Below are 17,575 nucleotides of genomic sequence, written 5' to 3'. Positions count from 1 at the left end.
CAAGTGGCATCTCGCGGGAAGTGCGGAGGGGCTACAGGGCGTCGAGGTCGCGGAGCGCCGCCAGGGCGCGGTCGAGGCGGGCGGACTCGGGCTCGTCCCACCACTTCGGGCCGCGCTCGCCGAGGCCGTGCTTGGCCAGGCCGGTCCGCGTGCGGGCGGCGGCGACCGCGGCGTCGTCGCCGGCCTTCTTCGCCGTGCGCACGCCGGAGCGGCCGCGGCCGAGGTGCGACTTCAGCGCCGCGACGACGTCCTCGGGGAGGCTCGGGTCGGTCCGGCGCCAGCGGCGGCCGCTGACGACGAGCCAGCGCCCGTCGTCGGTGGGTCCGTCGGCGAGGGGCCCGTCATCGGAGCGCCCGTCAGCGGAGCGCCCGGCAGCGGAGCGCCCGGCAGCGGCAGGCCCGTCAGCGGCGGGTCCGTCGGCGCCGGGCTGATCGGTGCTCACGACGCGGCGTGCACCAGGGCCGCGTAGGCCCGCTCGGGGCCGGTCGTCCCGGTGAGCGCCGCGGACAGCTCGTCCAGCCGAGCCCGCGCCGCACCGCCCAGCGCGAGCATCCGCCGGGCTGCGTCCGCCAGCTCGGGCACCCCGGCCGCGTTCGGATCGAGCACCTCCGCGACCCCCGCGTCCTCCAGCGCCGCGGCCCCCGCGAACTGGTCCGTCGAGAACGGCAGCACGACCAGCGGCACGCCGGCCGTCATCGACTCCGTCACGCTGTTGTTGCCGCCGTGCGTGACCGCCAGCGCGGCCCGCCCGAGCAGCGTCACCTGCGGCAGGAAGCCGCGGACCAGCCAGCCGGCGGGCACGTCGCCCAGGGCCGACGGATCGGTCGCGCCCGAGGCCAGCGCGACGCGCACCGGCCGCCCGTCGACGGAGACGCCGGCCAGCGCCGCCACCACCCGCGCGAGCACGTCGTCGCGCACCGAGAGGAAGCTGCCGAAGCTCACGTAGACGACCGGGTCGTTCGAGCCGGCCAGCCACTCCTCCACCTCGGCGTCGCGCGGCTCGCCGCGGACGGCCGAGCCGAGGAAAGCGTGCGGCGGGAGCTGCGCCGTCCGCGCCGCGTCGTGCAGCTCGCCGGGGTAGTTCAGCAGCAGCACGTCGCCGCTCTCGGCGAAGGCGTCGAGGCTGAGCGGCGCGGCCGGGTCGAGCGCGGTGAGCGCGGCGTTCCACTCCGCCGTGAAGGAGTCGCGGACCCGCTCGCAGAGCGCCCGCAGCCGAGCCAGATCCTCGGCCGGCGGTTCGAAGGCGTCGGGCCAGACCGGCGGGAAGCCGTAGACCTCGCCCGGCACCGTCAGCGCGCTCGGGTGCCCGAGCACCACGTCGCCGTAGGGCACGCCGAGCGCCCGCAGCGCGACCCGCGCGGTGAAGGCGAGGTGGTCGACGACGATCGCGTCGGGCCGGACCTCGTCCAGGATCTCGCGCAGCCGTGCGGCGACGCCCGCCGGGTCCCAGAGCAGGTCGGTCAGCCGCTCGCCGGCCTGGTACTCGAGCGTCGGCACCATCCCGCGGCGGGTCGCGTCGAAGAAGCCGCGGAGCGAGTCGCCCTCGTCGGGCGCCTGCTCCTCCGCCCGGATGGTGCCCGGGTTGGAGCCGCGGCCGAGCCGCAGCGGAACGTGCTCGAAGCCGAAGCCGTCGACGATCGAGCGCGTCGCGTCGCCGGTCGCGACCACGACGCGCTCGCCGGCCGCACGCCAGGCGGTGCCGAGGGTCGCCAGCGGCAGCAGGTGCGAGGCGTAGTCGGGGCTGACGATCAGCAGGGTCACGAGGCGCCCAGCACGAGGTCCGAGCCGAGCGGGCGCTCCTGCTCCGCGGTCGCCCGCGCGTAGACGGCGGAGAGCGCGTGCGCCATCGCCTCGATCGTGTAGCGCTCGCGCACCATGGCGCGGCCGCGCTCGGCGGAGTACTCGGCGAGCGGACCGGCGGCGAGGTCGAGCGCGAGGCAGGCGGCGACGGCGAGCGCCTCCTGATCGGAGGTGTCGACCAGGAAGCCGGTCACGCCCTCCTCCACGTAGGTCGCCGGGCCGCCCGTGGCCGGAGCGACCACCGGCAGCCCCGCGGCGAGCGCCTCGAGCAGCGCGATGCCGAACTCCTCCTTGACGCTCGCGCAGACGTAGGCGCCGCCGGCCGCGGCGAGCCCGGGGCGGCCGTGACGCACGGCGCCGAGCCAGCGCGCGACGGTGCCGTTGGGGCGGTGCCCGGCGAGCAGCAGACCGCCCGCTGAGCCGGGCCGGGCGGCGACGGCGCGGATCCGGTCGAGCTGCTCCGTCTCGTCGGGGGTCGGCGCGTCGAGGTCGCCGCCGACGAGGAGGAGGTTCGCGCGGTCGCGCAGCGGCGAGCCGGCCCAGGCCTCGGCCAGCGTCGCCATGCCCTTCACCCGGTGCAGCCGCCCGACACTGAGCAGCAGCGGCAGCCCGCGGCGCTCGGCCGGCAGCTCGGCGAGGAGCGCGTCGAGGGCGGAGAGGTCGTCGCCGGCGTCGAGGGCGATCGGCTCGCCGGCGGCGGCATCGCGCGCCGCCTCCTCGCCGCGCTCGACCAGGCGCACGTCGATCCCCTCGGGGACGATCGTGTGCCGCTCGGGGTGCGCGGTGATGTCGATGCCGAGCATGTCGCGCATCGTCTCGGCGAGCTCGGCGCGCGGGAAGAGCACGGTGTGCGCGGCGTCGGCGGCGAGCCGCTGCACCAGGCGCACCCGGAACCAGAAGTGCTCGACGGCGTCGCGCTCGCCGAAGTCGGCGCGCGAGAGCGTGCCCGCCTCGTCGAGCCCGGCGATCAGGGCGTGCGGGTCGGGTGCGACGGTGAAGACGACGGGGATCTCCAGCTCGCGCGCGACGGCGGCCGCGGCGAGCGAGCCGACGTCGGCCATCCGCAGGTGCACGACGTCGACGCGGCCGGCCGCGCGGAGGTAGCGGCGGATCCCGCGCTCGGCGGCGATGCGGCGGGGCCAGGCGAGCGGCATCGGCACGGCGGCGCCCACGAACGGCACGGGCGCGAAGCCGTGGCCCGCGGCGGGCAGCTCGGCGAGCGCGCGCTCGGCCTCGGCCCAGGTGCCGCGGGAGAGGGTGAGGACGCGCTCGATGCAGTCCTCCTCCGTCAGCGCGTCGCCGAGGCGGACGAGGAGGGTGGCGATGCCGCCGTTGTCGCCCGCGCCGACGCGGGTGAGCGTCCCGTCGATGTCGGCGTGCACGAAGAGCTGCGCGACGGTGGGGCCGGCGTCGGCGACGGGAGCGATAGCGCGGTCGGCGAGGGCGACGCGCGCGACGGGACCGAGCGGCTCCGGCATCTCGCCGAGGCGGGCGAGCATCAGCGCGGCGTCGTCGGAGGGCCGCTCGCCGAGCGCGTCGGCGGCCGCGGCGCGCGCCTCGAACACCTCGCCCTCGTCGGCGGCGGTGTGCAGGAGGGTCCGCTCGGCGATCGCGCCGGGGACCAGGCCGATCGTCTCGACGTAGCGCGCGCGGACGTAGCGGTCGCGCTCGCCGATCAGCGCGCCCTCGAGTGCGAGCGCCACGAGGTCGGGGGTGGAGGACGCCCAGAGCAGCAGGGTGCGCTGCGCGAGCATGCCGGCGAAGCCGCCGTCGCGGACCATGCGCAGCAGCGGGCCGACCGCGGCCGGCCGGGGCAGGCGGCCTCCGAACGCCCAGGCGGCGTGCTCGCGGATGAAGGCGCGCTCGTCGGCGAGCAGCCGCAGCAGCGCGAGGTCGGCCTCCTCGTCGAAGACCTGCGCGAGCGAGTGCACCGCGGCGATGGCGGTGAGCTGGTCGGCGGGGTCGAGGGCCGCGCGGGTCAGCAGGCGGACCGCGCGTCCACCCCCGTCGCTCACGGCGGCGATGGTCAGGGCGTCGGCTGCCCGGATCGCCTCGAGGAGGGTGGGCGCTGCGCGCACGGCGTCGAGAACGGTCTGCGTGGCCACGGGATCACCTGGTCTGGTCGGAGCGGAGGAGGGCGCGCCTCGGAGACGGCCCCCACGAGCATGCCGCTCCCGACGCTGGGAAATCACTACTTGCGCCGGAACTCCCCCCGCGCTAGCTCCTCCTGTCAAGGGGGTACCACCCGCGACTTCGCTTTCCGCGAGATGCCACTTGTGCACGCGACACGCCGTGAGAAGTGTGCACAAGTGGCATCTCGCGGCGGGGGTCAGGGCTCCAGCCACTCCAGGAGTCGCGGGAGGGGCCACGTGGTCACGATGCGGGCGGGCGGGACGCCGAGGCGCTCGGCGCGCTCGGCGCCGTAGTCGAGGAGGCCGAGCTGCCCGGGGGCGTGCGCGTCGCTGTCGATCGAGAAGAGGCAGCCGGCCTCGAGCGCCAGCGCGATCAGCTCGTCCGGCGGGTCCTCCCGCTCGGGACGGGAGTTGATCTCGACGGCGGTCCCGTGCTCGGCGCAGGCCCGGAAGACGGCGCCGGCGTCGAAGGTCGACGGCGGCCGGGTGCCGCGCTCCCCCGTGACGAGCCGCCCGGTAACGTGCCCGAGCACCCGGGTCCGCGGATGCGCGGCCGCCGCGACCAGCCGCGCCGTCATCTCGCGGCTCGGCATCCGCAGCTTCGAGTGCGCGCTCGCGACCACGACGTCGAGCCGCGCGAGCATCTCCTCCGACTGGTCGAGCGCGCCGTCCTCCAGCACGTCGACCTCGATCCCGCTGAGCAGCCGCAGCGATCCGGTGTCGAGACCGGCCAGGTGCTCGAGCTGCTCGGCCAGCCGCTCGGCGCTCAGCCCGTGCGCGACCCGCAGCCGCGGCGAATGGTCGGTCAGCGCGAGGTACTCGTGGCCGAGCGCGCGGGCCGCGTCGGCCATCGCCGCGATCGGCGTCGCTCCGTCCGACCACTCGCTGTGGCTGTGCAGGTCGCCGCGGAGGAGGCTCCGCAGCGCGCTCTCGGGCAGGGACGCGGTCCCGCGCAGCTCGGCGAGGTAGTCCGGCACGCGCCCCTCGAGCGCCTGGCGGATCACGGTGAAGGTCGTGTCGCCGATCCCCGGCGCCGCGCGGACCAGCGCGAGATCGGCCCGCTCGCCCTCGCCCATGCCCTCGAGCACGGCGAGCGCCTTCCGGAACGCCTTCGCGCGGTACTTCGACGCCCGCTCCTGCTCGAGCAGGGCGGCGATCTCCTGCAGTGCCGCGAGCGGATCCATGCTCCCGGTCTAGCAGACGGACCGCGTCTCCTGAGCGATCGCCGAGCGCCCTTGCCCGCGGAGCAAGACGCGATATATCGTGACTTCCATCGACTCGCGCTATATCGCGAGTCGTCCCGGCATCACCAGCAGCACGATCGCCCCACGAGGGCACAGGAGGAGGAGCACCATGTCGCTCGAGAAATGGCTCGTGCAGGCGGGCGAGACGAAGGTCATCGACATCGACGTCGTCCGCGCGATCAAGATCGCCCTGGTCGGCGGTCAGATCGACGTCATCGGGCACGACGAGCCCACCGCCCGCGTCGAGGTGCACAGCGTCTCCGGCCGCCCGCTCAAGGTCTCGATGGACGGCGACCGCCTCGAGGTCGACCACATCCAGCTCCGCTGGGACACCGTCGTCGACGTCGCCAAGGGCCTCGGCCGCAAGGGCGACCGCGCCGACATCAGCCTGCTCGTCCCCCGCGGCGTCGCGCTGAAGTTCGACACCGTCTCGGCCGACGGCCTCGTCTCGGGTCTGCACTCGGACGCCCGCGTCTCCACGGTCGGCGGCGACATCGTCATCGACGGCCTGCGCGGCGACATCGAGGCGAACACCGTCCACGGCGAGCTCTCCGTCCGCAACCACACCGGCCGCGTCACCGCGCACACCGTCTCGGGCGACGTCACCACCGCCGGCGCGCTCACCCGCTTCTCCGTCGACGGCGTCTCGGGCAGCGTCTTCGTCGACGCCGAGGACGCACCGGACGAGATCCAGTGCAACACCGTCAGCGGCGACCTCACCATCCGGATCGACGAGGGCCTCGGCGCCCGCTACCGGATCAACACCGCCACCGGCACGCTCCAGCTCGACGGCGAGGTCGTCAAGGGCACGTTCGGCCGCGGCTACACCGCGACCACCGGCTCGCTCGACTCGAAGTGGGTCGACGTCACCGCCAACTCGGTGACCGGTGCCGTCACCGTCGTCCGCCGCTCGCCCGCCGCTCCCGCCGCGCAGCGCCTGACCGACGCGAGCGCGCTGTGAGCCCCGTCTTCGCGCACGGCCGCCTGCGCCTCTACCTGCTCAACCTCCTCGCGGAGTCGCCCAAGCACGGCTACGAGCTGATCCAGGCGCTCAGCGAGCGCTTCGGCGGCACCTACGCCCCGAGCGCCGGCACGGTCTACCCGCGCCTGGCGAAGCTCGAGGAGGAGGGCCTGGTCACCAAGGAGGCCGACGGCCGCAAGACCGTCTACTCCATCACCGACGCCGGCCGCGACGAGCTGGCGAACCGCGCGACCGACCTCGGCGACATCGAGGAGGAGCTGACCGACTCCGTCCGCCGCCTGGCCGACGAGGTGCGCCTCGGCGTCGCGGAGGCGATGAAGAGCCTGCGCGCGGATCTGGCGAGCGCCGCCCGCGACTCGCGCCCGTCGCGTGGCGGTCCGGAGCACTCGGCCGGGACGCCCGCCCCGGCGGAGTCGACGCAGGAGTCGTCGGAGTCGCCCGCGGGCGAGCGCCCGCAGGACGCCCCGCCCACGGAGTCCCCGGCCGCCGGCACCGCCCCGGTCGACGCGCGCACCGCCTCCCGGCTCGCCCTGCGCGACGCCGAGGTGCTGCTCACCGAGTTCCGCGACGAGCTGCGCGCCGAGCTGCGCACGGCCGCCGCGCACGGCTCCGTGACCGCGGCGAGCACGGACGCCCTGCGCAGCGCGCTCGACCAGGCGCGCGCGGCGGTCCGCTCCACGCTGAGCTGACGCCCACCGCACCACCGCACCACCGCTGACGGCGGGGATCCCCTCGGGGGTCCCCGCCGTTCGGCTGTCCGCCCGCCGCCGCCGCGCTGGACGACGAAGGACTCGTGGCTCCGGCCCGGTCCGTCGGGATCGGCCGGCTCCGACGTGCCGGAGCGGTTTCGAAGTGTCGGAGAGGGCCGACCGACCGGGGCCGGAGGTTCGGCTCGCTCGATCGACTCGGGCTCGGGGAATCCGCCGGTTCTGACGTGCCGTACTGGTTCTCGCGTGCCGGAGGTGGCCGAGGTGAAACTTCGGCTCGCGGATCCGGCTCGGGCTCGCGGAATCGGGCGGTTCCGGCGTGCCCAAGCGGTTCTCGCGTGCCGGAGGAGGCCGGTGGCGGATGTTCGGCTCCCAGTTCCGGCCCGGGCACGCGGAATCGGACGGTTTCCACGTGCCGGAGCAGATTCCGCGCGCCCGAGGTGGCCCGGGTGCAAATCCGGCTCGCGGTTCCGGCCCGGGCACGCGAGATCGCACGGTTTTGACGTGCCAGAGCTGTTCTCGCGTGCCGGAGGTGGCCGGGACGGGTGTTCGGCTCGTGATTCAGGGTCGGGCTCGCGAAGTCTTCCCCGGCTGGCGGAATCGGGTGATTCCGGCGTGCGGGGGAGGTTCTCACGCGCCGAGGATGGGCGGACTGCCCAGGACCGCAGGTTCGGCTCGCAAAGTCGGCCTCGGCTCGCGGAACTGAACGGTTTCGACGTGCCGGACGGATTTTTGCGTGCCGGAGGCAGCCGGGCGAATCCTCGGCTCGCGGTTCCGGCCTGGGCTCGCGGAATCGAACGGTATTGGCGTGCCGGAGCGGTTTCCGCGTGCCGGAGGTAGCCGGAGTGGCGGTCCACCGGCCGCGCCACCACCCGCCCCTTGCGCTCCGCCGCTCCGGGACTATATTTCCTATAGGATCTTTTGTGCGACCAACGCCGGTCGCATCGAGCGCAATGGAGCACTGATGAGCGAGAGCACACCCGCGCGGACCGTCCAGGGGGCGCCGAACTTCCAGGGGGCGCAGTCCTGGGACGGCGTCGACTGGAACCCCGACAGCTGGACCGCCGAGACCTGGCCGATCGCCACCTGCCTGCACGGCATCCCGCCCGTCGGCCGCGACGGCGTCGCCCTGCACGACGCGGCCCCCGAGGTCTGGGACGACATGTTCGCCCAGGTCGAGCAGGTCGGCTTCACCCTCGCCGAGCTGGCCGACAGCCACGTCCGCCCGGCGGACCTCGAGCCGTCGCGCCGCGACGAGTTCCTCAGCATCGCGAAGTCGCACGGCATCGGCATCCCCTCCGTGCACCTGCAGCGCCAGAGCGTGATCATGCCCGGGCACGAGGAGAAGAACCTCGCCTACGCGCACCGCACCATCGACGCGGCCGCCGAGTGGGGCATGCAGGTCTTCTCGACCGGACTGCACCAGCCGTTCAGCGCCGCGCAGAAGCGCGCCCTCTGGTTCTGGACCGCTGAGGGCCCCAAGGACCCCGACGACCCCGACGTCTGGAACGCCGCCGTCAGCCGCATCCGCGAGCTCGGGAACCACGCCGCCGACGTGGGCCTCCCGCTCGCACTCGAGCTCTACGAGGACACCTACCTCGGCACCGCCGACAGCGCCGTCCGCTTCGTCGAGGAGGTGGGCCTCGACAACGTCGGCCTCAACCCCGACGTCGCGAACCTGATCCGCCTGCACCGCCCCGTCGAGGACTGGCGCGAGCTGTTCGCGAAGACGCTCCCCTACGCCAACTACATGCACGTGAAGAACTACACCCGCGACGAGTCGGCCGACGGCTCCTGGGCCACCTCGGTCCCCTCGACCATGGAGGCCGGTCTCATCAACTACCGCCAGGTCCTGCGCGACGCGGTGGAGGGCGGCTTCCGCGGCATCCTCCTCGCCGAGCACTACGGCGGCGACAGCCTCGGCATGTGCTCGACCAACCAGACCTACATCCGCTCGCTGCTGCCCCGCGCGGCCCGGGCCTCGCAGTAAGGAACGACAGACATGAGCGACACCACCGGCACCACCACCCCGACCGCGCGCACCATCGCCGTCGTCGGCTCCGGCTACATGGGCGGAGGCATGGCCCAGGTCCTCGCGCTCTCCGGCGCCACCGTCGTCATCGCCGACATCTCCGAGGAGATCGCCCGCAGCAACTACGAGCGACTGCTCACCGAGACCGCGCAGTTCGTCGCCGACGGCCTCTTCCCCGAGGACGCGGTCGAGCGCATCCGGCAGAACCTCTCCCCCGCCGCCTCGATCGAGGAGGCCGTCGCGACCGCCGACTTCGTCGAGGAGGCCGTGCCCGAGAAGATCGAGATCAAGCACGAGACCCTCCGCCGGATCAGCGCCGCCGCGCGTCCCGACGCCGTGATCGGCTCGAACACCTCGACCATCCTGATCGGCTCGCTGGCCGAGGCCGTGACGAACCCCGAGCGCTTCCTCGGCGTGCACTTCTCCAACCCGGCGCCGTTCATCCCCGGCGTCGAGCTGATCCCGCACGAGGGCACCGCCGAGAGCGCGATCGCCCTGGCCGAGGAGATCGTCGCCGCGACCGGCAAGGAGACCGCGCGGGTCAAGGACTCCACCGGCTTCGTGCTCAACCGCCTGCAGTACGCGCTCTTCCACGAGGCGACGCAGATCGTCGAGGAGGGCATCGCCACCCCCGAGGACATCGACACGATCGTCCGCACCACCTTCGGCTTCCGCCTCCCCGTCTTCGGCCCGTTCGCGATCGCCGACATGGCCGGCCTCGACGTCTACGCCTTCTGCTACGCCTCGCTGCAGACCCGCTGGCCCGAGCGCTTCACCACCCCGGAGTCGCTGGCCGCGCTGGTCGACGCCGGCAAGTTCGGCACCAAGTCCGGCGCCGGCTACCTCGACGTGCCCGCCGAGCGCACCGCCGAACTGATCGCGTACCGCAACCGCGCCTACGTCGCCATCAAGAAGCTGATGGACGAGCTCGGCCCCGCGCCGATCGCCTGACGCGCCGACCGAGAAGGAGCACCCTCATGACCGTATTCCCCGAGTCCCGGACCGTCGTCCTCACCGGCGCCGCGTCCCCGCGCGGCATCGGCCGCTACTCCGCCCACCACCTCGCCGAGCTCGGCTGGAACGTCGGCGTCATCGACCTCCATGCCGAGGCCGCGCAGGAGGTGGCCGCCGAGATCGCCGAGCAGCACGGCGTCCAGGCCGCGGGAGCCGGCGCGAACGTCGCCGACGACGCGCAGGTCCGCGCCGCCTTCGACGCGCTCGAGGCCGCCCTCCCGCCGGTCGTGGCGCTGGTGAACCTGGCCGGGATCGCCTCCCCCGTCTCGTACCTCGAGGTCACTCCGGAGGAGTGGCAGCGGGTCCTCGACGTCAACCTCAACGGCGTGCACTTCAGCACTCGCCGCGCGGTGGAGTCGATGGTCACCCGCGGCGTCGGCCGCGTCGTCAGCCTCTCCTCCGTCTCCGCGCAGCGCGGCGGCGGCACCTTCAGCAAGACCGCCTACTCCGCGGCCAAGGCCGGCGTGATCGGCTTCACCCGCAGCGTCGCCCGCGAGCTCGGCGGGCAGGGGATCACCGTCAACGCGATCTCCCCCGGCCCGATCGACACCGACATCATGGGCGGCACCCTCACCGAGGAGCGCAAGACGGCCATGGCCGCCGACGGCGTGCTCCCGCGCATCGGCACGCCCCGCGACATCGCCGCGGCGATCGCGTACCTCATCAGCGAGGACGCCGGCTTCGTGACGGGTCAGACCCTGAACGTCGACGGCGGCCTCTACATGCACTGATTCCCGATCCCTTCTCGCCCCGACTCGAACGGACACCCCATGAACAAGCTCACCGGAACCTGGTCGCTCGGCCGCTGGATCTTCCTCGGCGTCGGCGTGATCCTCGTCGCCGTCGGCATGGCGCAGATCCTGCCCGCGCTCGGCTCCTGACCCCTCCCACCCCTCACCGCATTCGGCCGACTCAAAGGAGAGCGCCTTGACCACCTCGTCCCCAGCCCTCGGATCCACCCGTGATCCCGCGCTGAAATCCGCCATCTCGAAGGCGTCGCGGCATCTGATGCCGATGCTCGTCATCCTCTACTTCGTCGCGTTCCTCGACCGCACCAATGTCGGCTTCGCCGAGGAGGCGCTCTCGGTCGACCGGGGCATCTCGGACGGTGCGTTCGCGCTCGGCGCCGGCATCTTCTTCATCGGCTACGCGATCTTCGAGATCCCGAGCAACCTGCTGCTCAAGCGCTTCGGCGCGCGGTTCTGGCTGGCCCGCATCGCGGTCACCTGGGGCATCGTCGCCGCGGCGTTCGCCTTCACCACCGGCGACACGATGTTCATCGTCCTGCGCTTCCTGCTCGGCGTGACCGAGGCCGGGCTCTTCCCCGGCGTGATCATGTTCCTGTCGGAGTGGTTCCCCAACAAGGTGCGCGTGCAGATGTTCGCGATCTTCTACCTGGCGCAGCCCTTCTCGCAGATGCTCGGCGCCCCGCTCAGCGGCGGCCTGATCAGCGTCGGCAACCAGATCACCCCGTGGGAGGGCTGGCAGGTGATGTTCTTCACCGAGGGCGTGCTCGCGGTGCTCGCCGGCATAGCGGCGCTGAAGTTCCTGACGAACCATCCGCAGAAGGCGAAGTGGCTGACGCAGGGCGAGAAGGACTCCTTGACGGCGGCGATGGAGCGCGAGGACACCGTGCGCCAGGCCGACGGCCCGACCGGCATCTGGAAGGCGATGGCCAGCTGGAAGGTCTGGTACTTCACGATCATCTACTTCTGCCTGCAGATCGCGGTCTACGGCACGACGTTCTACCTCCCGCAGCAGGTCGCGAACCTGATCGGGCAGGACGTCGGCTTCCAGGTCGGCCTCGTCTCGGCCATCCCGTGGCTCGTCGGGCTGTTCGCCTGCTACTACGTCGGCCAGCACGCGAACACGATCCGCCGCCGCCGCTCCTGGGGCGCCCTGTTCTACATCTTCACCGGCCTGTCGATCTTCGGCTCGGCCTGGGCGGGATCGGCCGGCCAGCCGATCCTCGGCCTGCTGTTCATCACCCTCGCGGTGGCGAGCTTCCTCTCCGTCGGACCGATCACCTGGGCCTACCCGACCGCGTTCCTCACCGGAGCGGCGGCCGCGGCCGGCATCGGCCTGATCAACTCGCTCGGCAACCTGGGCGGCTTCGTCGCCCCGCTGATGCGCAACGGCTTCAACGAGGCCGTCCCCACCGACAGCGGCGTGTGGGGAGTCGTCTCCCTCGGCGTCTTCGCCTTCCTCGCCGCCGCCATGATGTTCTGCACGAAGTTCTTCCGCGGCTCCAAGGCGGACGAGCTGCTCGAGACCACGAGCGTCCAGGCGGGCCACTGACCCGCCGCCACCGTGAAGGGCCCGACCGCACCCGTGGCCGGGCCCTTCGCCGTCCCGCCCTCCGGCTGATCGAGCAGCCCGCACAGCGGGCGTAGCAAGATCCACCGTTCTGCAGGAGGGTCGGTCTCGATACGCCGCTCCGCGGCTACTCGACCAGCATGAGTGGGCTCATCGCCTGCATATCGGACAGCCCGGCCGACGGCCGGTCCCCTGCTGATCGAGTAGCCCGCGTCGCGGGCGTATCGAGATCCACCGTTCTGCAGGACTTCGGGTCTCGGTACGCCGCTCCGCGGCTACTCGACCGGCATGAGTCGGCTCATCGCCTGCATATCGGACAGCCCGGCCGACGGCCGGTCCCCCTGCCGACCGAACAGCCCGCGCGGTGCGCGGTCCATGCTGATCGAGTAGCCCGCGCAGCGGGCGTATCGAGATCCACCCCCTGCAGACGCCGGGTCTCCATACGCCGCTCCGCGGCTACTCGACCAGCATGGGTCGCGGCATCCGCGCACACCTCTCGCCCTGACAGCGCACCGTCCGGCCACCTCCGGCACGCGGAACGACCTCCGGCACGCGGGAACCACCCGATTCCACGAGCCCGGGCCGATTCCGCGAGCGGGAGTTCAGCCCACGCGGCAGCCGCAGCGTCAGCGGACGGAGTCGCGGCGCGAGCGCTCGCGCACCCGCTCGATGTGCACGCGCATCGCCGCCGCCGCCGCCTCCGGGCCGGCCGCGAACGCGTCGACGATCGCCCGGTGCTCCAGCACGGCGTCGTCCGCGTCGCTGACGCCGGTCTGCACGGTCTGGCGCATCCGGTGCACGCGCGTGGAGATCGCCTCGGACATGTCGATCAGGAACGGGTTGTGCGTGCCCTCGAAGATCAGGTGGTGGAAGTTCCAGTCCACCGCGAAGTACTCGCGCAGCAGCGCCACCGGCAGCTCGCCCTCGGTGGAGGCCGCGCGCACGACGGCGGTCATCGCCTCGTGCGCGGCGAGCGCCTCCTGCAGCCGCGGCACCAGCGCCGCCTCGTGCGCCGACGCGAGCGCCGCCGCGCCGCTCTCGAGCACCAGCCGCGCGTCGAAGAGCGCATCGAGCTGGTCGTCGGCGAGCGGCGGCGCCACCCGGTAGCCCTTGTTGGCCACCCGGGTGACGAGGCCAGTCCGCTCCAGCTGCACGAGCGCCTCGCGCACCGGCGTCGGCGAGACGCCGAGCTCGCGCGCCACCGCGTCGATGGACAGGCGCATGCCCGGCTCGATGTCCGGGCCGAGCAGCACGTCGAGCACGCGCTCGTAGACGTGGTCGCGCAGGCCCCGCCGCTCGATCGACTCCGCGCCGGTCAGGCGGAACACGGCGTCGGTCATCACAGCCTCGCGGGTCGGTGCGGAAGGGGCGCGCCGCGGATCACCCGGTTCGGGGCGCTCGGCACAGCGGTCGGCTCAGCTTACGCAGTCGCTCCCGAGCGCTCGTACGCGACGATCTCCTCCACCTTCGCGGCCGAGGCGCTCGACTCGTCGAAGACGTAGCCGAGCCACTCCCGCACGTTCCGACGGGCGACCTCGATGCCGACGACGCGCTGCCCCATGCAGAGCACCTGCGCGTCGTTCGAGAGCACGCCGCGCTCCACCGAGAAGGAGTCGTGCGCCGTCACGGCGCGGATCCCCTCGACCTTGTTCGCCGCGATGGCGACGCCGAGGCCGGTGCCGCAGATCAGCAGCGCCCGGTCGGCCTCGCCGCGCGCGACCAGCTCGGCCGCCGCGATCGCGACGCTCGGGTAGGGCGTGTGCGACTCCGCGTCCACGCCGACGTCGACGACCGAGGCCACCCGGTCGTCGGCCTCGAGATCCCGCTTCAGGATCTCCTTGTAGTCGTAGCCGGCGTCGTCGGATCCGACGACGATCCTCCAGGTGGTGCTCATGCGCTCTCTCCTTCGGTTGTGGACGGTGCGTCCGTGGACGGTGCGGCGCCGGAGGCGGCACCGAGCTGCGGCGCGATCGCCTCGACGATCAGCGCGAACGAGATCGCGCCGGGGTCGGGCGTGCCGAGCGACTTCTCGCCGTGCGAGCGCGCGCGGCCGAGCCCGGGCATCAGATCGGACGTGGCGTCGGCGGCCGTGCGAGCAGCTACCGCGGCGGCGCCCCACGCGTCCGCGAGCGCGTCGCCCACCTCGGCCCGTTCCGCCAGCGTCTCGGCGAACGGCACCAGCGCGTCCACCATCGTCTTGTCGCCGACGCTCGCCTTCCCGTAGCCGCGCACGGCGTCGGAGGCGGCGGTCACTCCCGCGCTCACCTCGCGCGCGCTCACGGCGCGGTCGTCGCCGAGCGCCTCGCCGACGCTGCGGAGGATGACGCCCCACAGCGCTCCGGACGTCCCGCCCGCGCGGTCCGACCAGGCGTCGCCGGCCCGGGTGAGCAGCGTCTGCGCGCCCGCCCCGCGCTCGAGCACGTCGGCGGCCTCCTGCGCGGCCGCCCGTGCCCCGCGCTGCATGCCGATGCCGTGGTCGCCGTCGCCCGCGATCGAGTCCAGGCGGCCGAGCTCGTCGGCGTTCGCGTCGATCACGTCGCGGATCGCCGCGATCGCGTCCGACAGCCGTGCCGCCGCGGCGCGCGACTCCTCCGAGGCCTCGCCGACCTCGGCGGCGACCTCCTCGGCCTGCGTCGCGGTCACGGCCACGAGCGCGCCGCCGTCGACCGCCCCGGTGCGGAAGGCCGGGGTATCGCTCGGCGCCGTCCAGAGCGTCTCGAGCTCCTCGTCGACCCAGAACAGCGTCAGCGAGACGCCGGCCATGTCGAAGCTGGTGCAGAACTCGCCCACCTGCGGGTCGACGAGGGTGATCCCGCGCGCCTCGAGCAGGTCGGCGATCGTGCTGAAGACGACGAACAGCTCCTCGCTCTTCACCGAGCCGAGGCCGTTCAGCACCGGCACCACGCGGGCGCCGTCGACGCTCACGCCCTCGGGGATCTCGGCGTCGGCGAGCAGGTGCGTGACGAACAGCTCGGCCAGCTCCGCGGCGCTCGGGATGTCGACCTCGTCGATCCCGGGCTCGCCGTGGATGCCCAGCCCGACCGCCATCCGGCCCTCGGGCACCGAGAACAGCGGCTCGTCGGCCCCGGGCAGCGTGCAGCCGGTGAAGGCGACGCCGAGCGAGCGGGTGCGCGCGTTGCCGAGCACGGCCACCCGCTCCACGTCGTCGATCGCGTAGCCCGCGGCGGCGGCGGCCCCGGCCACCTTGAAGACGGTGAGGTCGCCGGCGATGCCGCGGCGCTTGTGCGCCTCCTCCGGCTTCGCGCTGAAGATGTCGTCGGTGACGGTGACGGTGCGGCAGTCGATGCCGTCGGCCCGCACCGCGTCCTGCGCGGCGGTGAAGTGCAGCACGTCGCCGGCGTAGTTGCCGTAGCTGAGCAGCACGCCGCGGCCCTGCTCGCTCGCGCGGATCACCGACTCGACCTGGTGCGCCGAGGGCGAGGCGAAGAGGTTGCCCATCGCGGCGCCGTGCGCGAGGCCGGGACCGACCAGTCCGGCGAAGGCCGGGTAGTGGCCGGAGCCACCGCCGATGACCACCGCGACCTCGGGCTCCTCGGAGCGGGTCGAGCGGGAGACGCCGCCGACCACCTTGCGGACCCAGCGGCCGTTGGCGCGGACGAAGCCGTCGACCATGTCGTCGGCGAAGTCGGCGGGTTCGTTCCAGAGACGGGTCATGCTCGTCGGCTCCTCATCATCGAGTGCGCCGGCCCTCCGGCCGGACCCGTCGATCCTATAGGATTTTCACCGCTCGCTCCAGGCGGCCGAGGCAGGCCGCCTACTGCCGCCCCACCGCCAGCGCCTCCTCCTCGACGTCGAGGAACGCCAGCGCGCTGCGCACCGCCGGCTCCTGGTAGCGGCCCTCGGCGCGCGCCTTCAGCACCGCCTCGCGCTCGGCCGCGATCATCACGCGCCGCAGCCGGTTGTAGGAGTGGGTCAGCGGCTCCGCACCCTCCCCCTCCGGCGGGTTCTCCAGCGCGTCCGCGAGGAACACCGCGTTCCGCCGCAGCCGGTCGAGCACCCGCTCCTCGACGCCGTCCTGCGGCTCCTGGTCGAGCCGCGCCAGACCGGCCGACTGCGCCTCCGCCAGCAGCATCTGCTTCTCGACGTGCTCCTGCTGCTCGTTCGGCGCCGGCAGCTTGAGCAGCCGCACCACCCGCGGCAGCGCGAGCCCCTCGACCAGCGTCCCCGCGACCACCACGAACGCCAGGAACTGCAGGAACGCCCGCTGCGGTGTCTCCTCCGGCAGCAGGAACGCCGCCGCGAGCGTGACGACGCCGCGGATCCCGGCGACGGACACCCCGAGCGCCGTCGGCCAGGTCCAGCCGCGCTGCTGCAGCCGCCGCGGTCCGTGCCGGAACAGGACGGTGGTCAGGCACATCCAGAGCACCCGGCTGCCGATCAGCGCCCCGAGCAGCGCGGCGCTGATGCCGATGCCCTGCCAGACGCCGATGTCGGAGTCGGCGGTCGCCGCGACCACCGAGGACAGGCTCAGCCCGATGAAGAGGAAGACGGCGTTCTCGAGCAGGAACTGGATGGTGCGCCAGTTCAGCGACTCCGCGATCCGCGCCTGCGCCGACTGGATGACCGGCGCCCGGAAGCCGAGGAACAGCCCCGCGACCACGACCGCGAGCACCCCCGAGCCGTGCAGGAGCTGCGCCGGGATGAACGCGACGTAGGGCGTCACCAGCGAGAGGCTCGTGTCGAGCACCGAGGAGGACACCTGCTTGCGCACGAAGCCGAGGACGACCGCGACCAGGATGCCGACCCCCGCCCCGACCACGACGGCCAGCACGAAGTCGAGCGCGATCCCGCCGGGCGTCACGGTGCTGACGATCGCGAGCAGCGACGCGTTCAGCGCCACCAGCGCGGTCGCGTCGTTGAGCAGGCTCTCGCCCTCCAGCACCGTCAGCATCCGCCGCGGCAGCCGCAGCCGCCCCGCGATCGCGGTCACCGCCACGGCGTCGGTCGGCGCCACGATCGCGCCGAAGGCCAGGGCCGCGGCGATCGAGATCGCGGGCACCACCGCCCAGGCGACCGAGCCGACCACCAGCACCGTGAAGACCACGAGCCCGACCGAGAGCAGCAGGATGCTGTCGCCGCGGGCGCGGACGTCCAGCACCGAGGTGCGGATCGCCGCCGCGTAGAGCAGCGGCGGCAGGATCCCGTAGAGAACGACGTCCGGCTCGACCACCACCTCGGGGATCCCGGGGACGAAGGAGGCCAGCGCGCCGACGGCGACCAGCGCCACGGGTGCCGACCAGCCCGCCTTGCCCGAGAGCCCCGTCACCAGCACGGTGACGACCACGAACGAGACGATCCAGATGATGGCGACGACCGGTTCCTCCACG

General features: G+C 73.3%; 13 protein-coding genes and 1 pseudogene. 6 read left to right on the top strand and 8 right to left on the bottom strand.

Annotated elements, in window-relative coordinates:
- Positions 1-31: 31 nt before the first annotated feature.
- The 4 genes and pseudogenes from EDF17_RS18435 to EDF17_RS18420 form a co-directional block, all read right to left on the bottom strand.
- A pseudogene (locus tag EDF17_RS18435) lies at positions 32-316 on the bottom strand (biopolymer transporter Tol); the annotation flags it as partial.
- Between the two features lie 122 nt (positions 317-438).
- Positions 439-1,761, bottom strand: coding sequence for a glycosyltransferase (locus EDF17_RS18430; protein WP_123448098.1), 1,323 nt, complete (start codon positions 1,759-1,761; stop codon positions 439-441).
- On the bottom strand, positions 1,758-3,905 hold the full coding sequence (locus tag EDF17_RS18425) for a glycosyltransferase (protein ID WP_123448097.1): 2,148 nt from the start codon (positions 3,903-3,905) through the stop codon (positions 1,758-1,760). Before EDF17_RS18425 ends, EDF17_RS18430 begins: the two co-directional genes overlap by 4 nt.
- Before the next feature lie 224 nt (positions 3,906-4,129).
- The gene (locus tag EDF17_RS18420) at positions 4,130-5,116 is read right to left on the bottom strand and encodes a PHP domain-containing protein (RefSeq protein ID WP_123448096.1); all 987 of its coding nucleotides are present in this window, start codon (positions 5,114-5,116) and stop codon (positions 4,130-4,132) included.
- A gap of 169 nt (positions 5,117-5,285) precedes the next feature.
- Between EDF17_RS18420 and EDF17_RS18415 the strand changes: the two genes are divergently transcribed.
- From EDF17_RS18415 to EDF17_RS18390, 6 genes are all read left to right on the top strand, one after another.
- Positions 5,286-6,137, top strand: a complete 852-nt coding sequence (locus EDF17_RS18415) for a hypothetical protein (protein ID WP_123448095.1) — start codon at positions 5,286-5,288, stop codon at positions 6,135-6,137.
- A complete protein-coding gene (locus EDF17_RS18410; RefSeq protein WP_123448094.1) occupies positions 6,134-6,847 on the top strand; it encodes a PadR family transcriptional regulator in 714 nt (237 codons plus the stop codon). The genes EDF17_RS18415 and EDF17_RS18410 overlap by 4 nt, the downstream gene beginning before the upstream one ends.
- 982 nt (positions 6,848-7,829) lie before the next feature.
- Entirely contained in the window at positions 7,830-8,855 is a 1,026-nt protein-coding gene (locus EDF17_RS18405; protein ID WP_123448093.1) for a sugar phosphate isomerase/epimerase family protein, read from the top strand.
- Positions 8,856-8,867: 12 nt separating this feature from the next.
- Positions 8,868-9,848: a 3-hydroxyacyl-CoA dehydrogenase family protein gene (locus EDF17_RS18400; protein WP_123448092.1), complete on the top strand. Its 981-nt coding sequence runs from the start codon at positions 8,868-8,870 to the stop codon at positions 9,846-9,848.
- 26 nt (positions 9,849-9,874) lie between these two features.
- The gene (locus EDF17_RS18395; RefSeq protein WP_123448091.1) at positions 9,875-10,642 is read left to right on the top strand and encodes an SDR family oxidoreductase; all 768 of its coding nucleotides are present in this window, start codon (positions 9,875-9,877) and stop codon (positions 10,640-10,642) included.
- 196 nt (positions 10,643-10,838) lie between these two features.
- Complete coding sequence (locus EDF17_RS18390) at positions 10,839-12,209, top strand: MFS transporter (protein WP_243732969.1); 1,371 nt, start codon at positions 10,839-10,841, stop codon at positions 12,207-12,209.
- Between the two features lie 644 nt (positions 12,210-12,853).
- On the opposite strand, the gene EDF17_RS18385 is transcribed toward EDF17_RS18390, so the two are convergent.
- The 4 genes from EDF17_RS18385 to EDF17_RS18370 all read right to left on the bottom strand — a co-directional run bounded on the left by EDF17_RS18385 (position 12,854) and on the right by EDF17_RS18370 (position 17,574).
- Positions 12,854-13,567 carry a GntR family transcriptional regulator gene (locus tag EDF17_RS18385; RefSeq protein WP_123448089.1) on the bottom strand — a complete coding sequence of 238 codons (714 nt, stop codon included), beginning with the start codon at positions 13,565-13,567 and terminating at the stop codon, positions 12,854-12,856.
- A gap of 80 nt (positions 13,568-13,647) precedes the next feature.
- Positions 13,648-14,121 (bottom strand): ribose-5-phosphate isomerase, encoded by a 474-nt coding sequence (locus EDF17_RS18380; protein WP_123448088.1) that lies wholly within the window; start codon positions 14,119-14,121, stop codon positions 13,648-13,650.
- A complete protein-coding gene (locus EDF17_RS18375; RefSeq protein WP_123448087.1) occupies positions 14,118-15,902 on the bottom strand; it encodes a dihydroxyacetone kinase family protein in 1,785 nt (594 codons plus the stop codon). The genes EDF17_RS18380 and EDF17_RS18375 overlap by 4 nt, the downstream gene beginning before the upstream one ends.
- 100 nt (positions 15,903-16,002) lie before the next feature.
- A complete protein-coding gene (locus EDF17_RS18370) occupies positions 16,003-17,574 on the bottom strand; it encodes a cation:proton antiporter (protein WP_123448086.1) in 1,572 nt (523 codons plus the stop codon).
- Between the last annotated feature and the right edge of the window lies 1 nt (position 17,575).

It is taken from the genome of Rathayibacter sp. PhB1, from assembly GCF_004362935.1.
Lineage (GTDB): Bacteria > Actinomycetota > Actinomycetes > Actinomycetales > Microbacteriaceae > Rathayibacter > Rathayibacter festucae.
The sequence above is the reverse complement of the archived record's forward strand: the minus strand, read 5'-3'. Positions and strand labels throughout refer to the sequence as shown.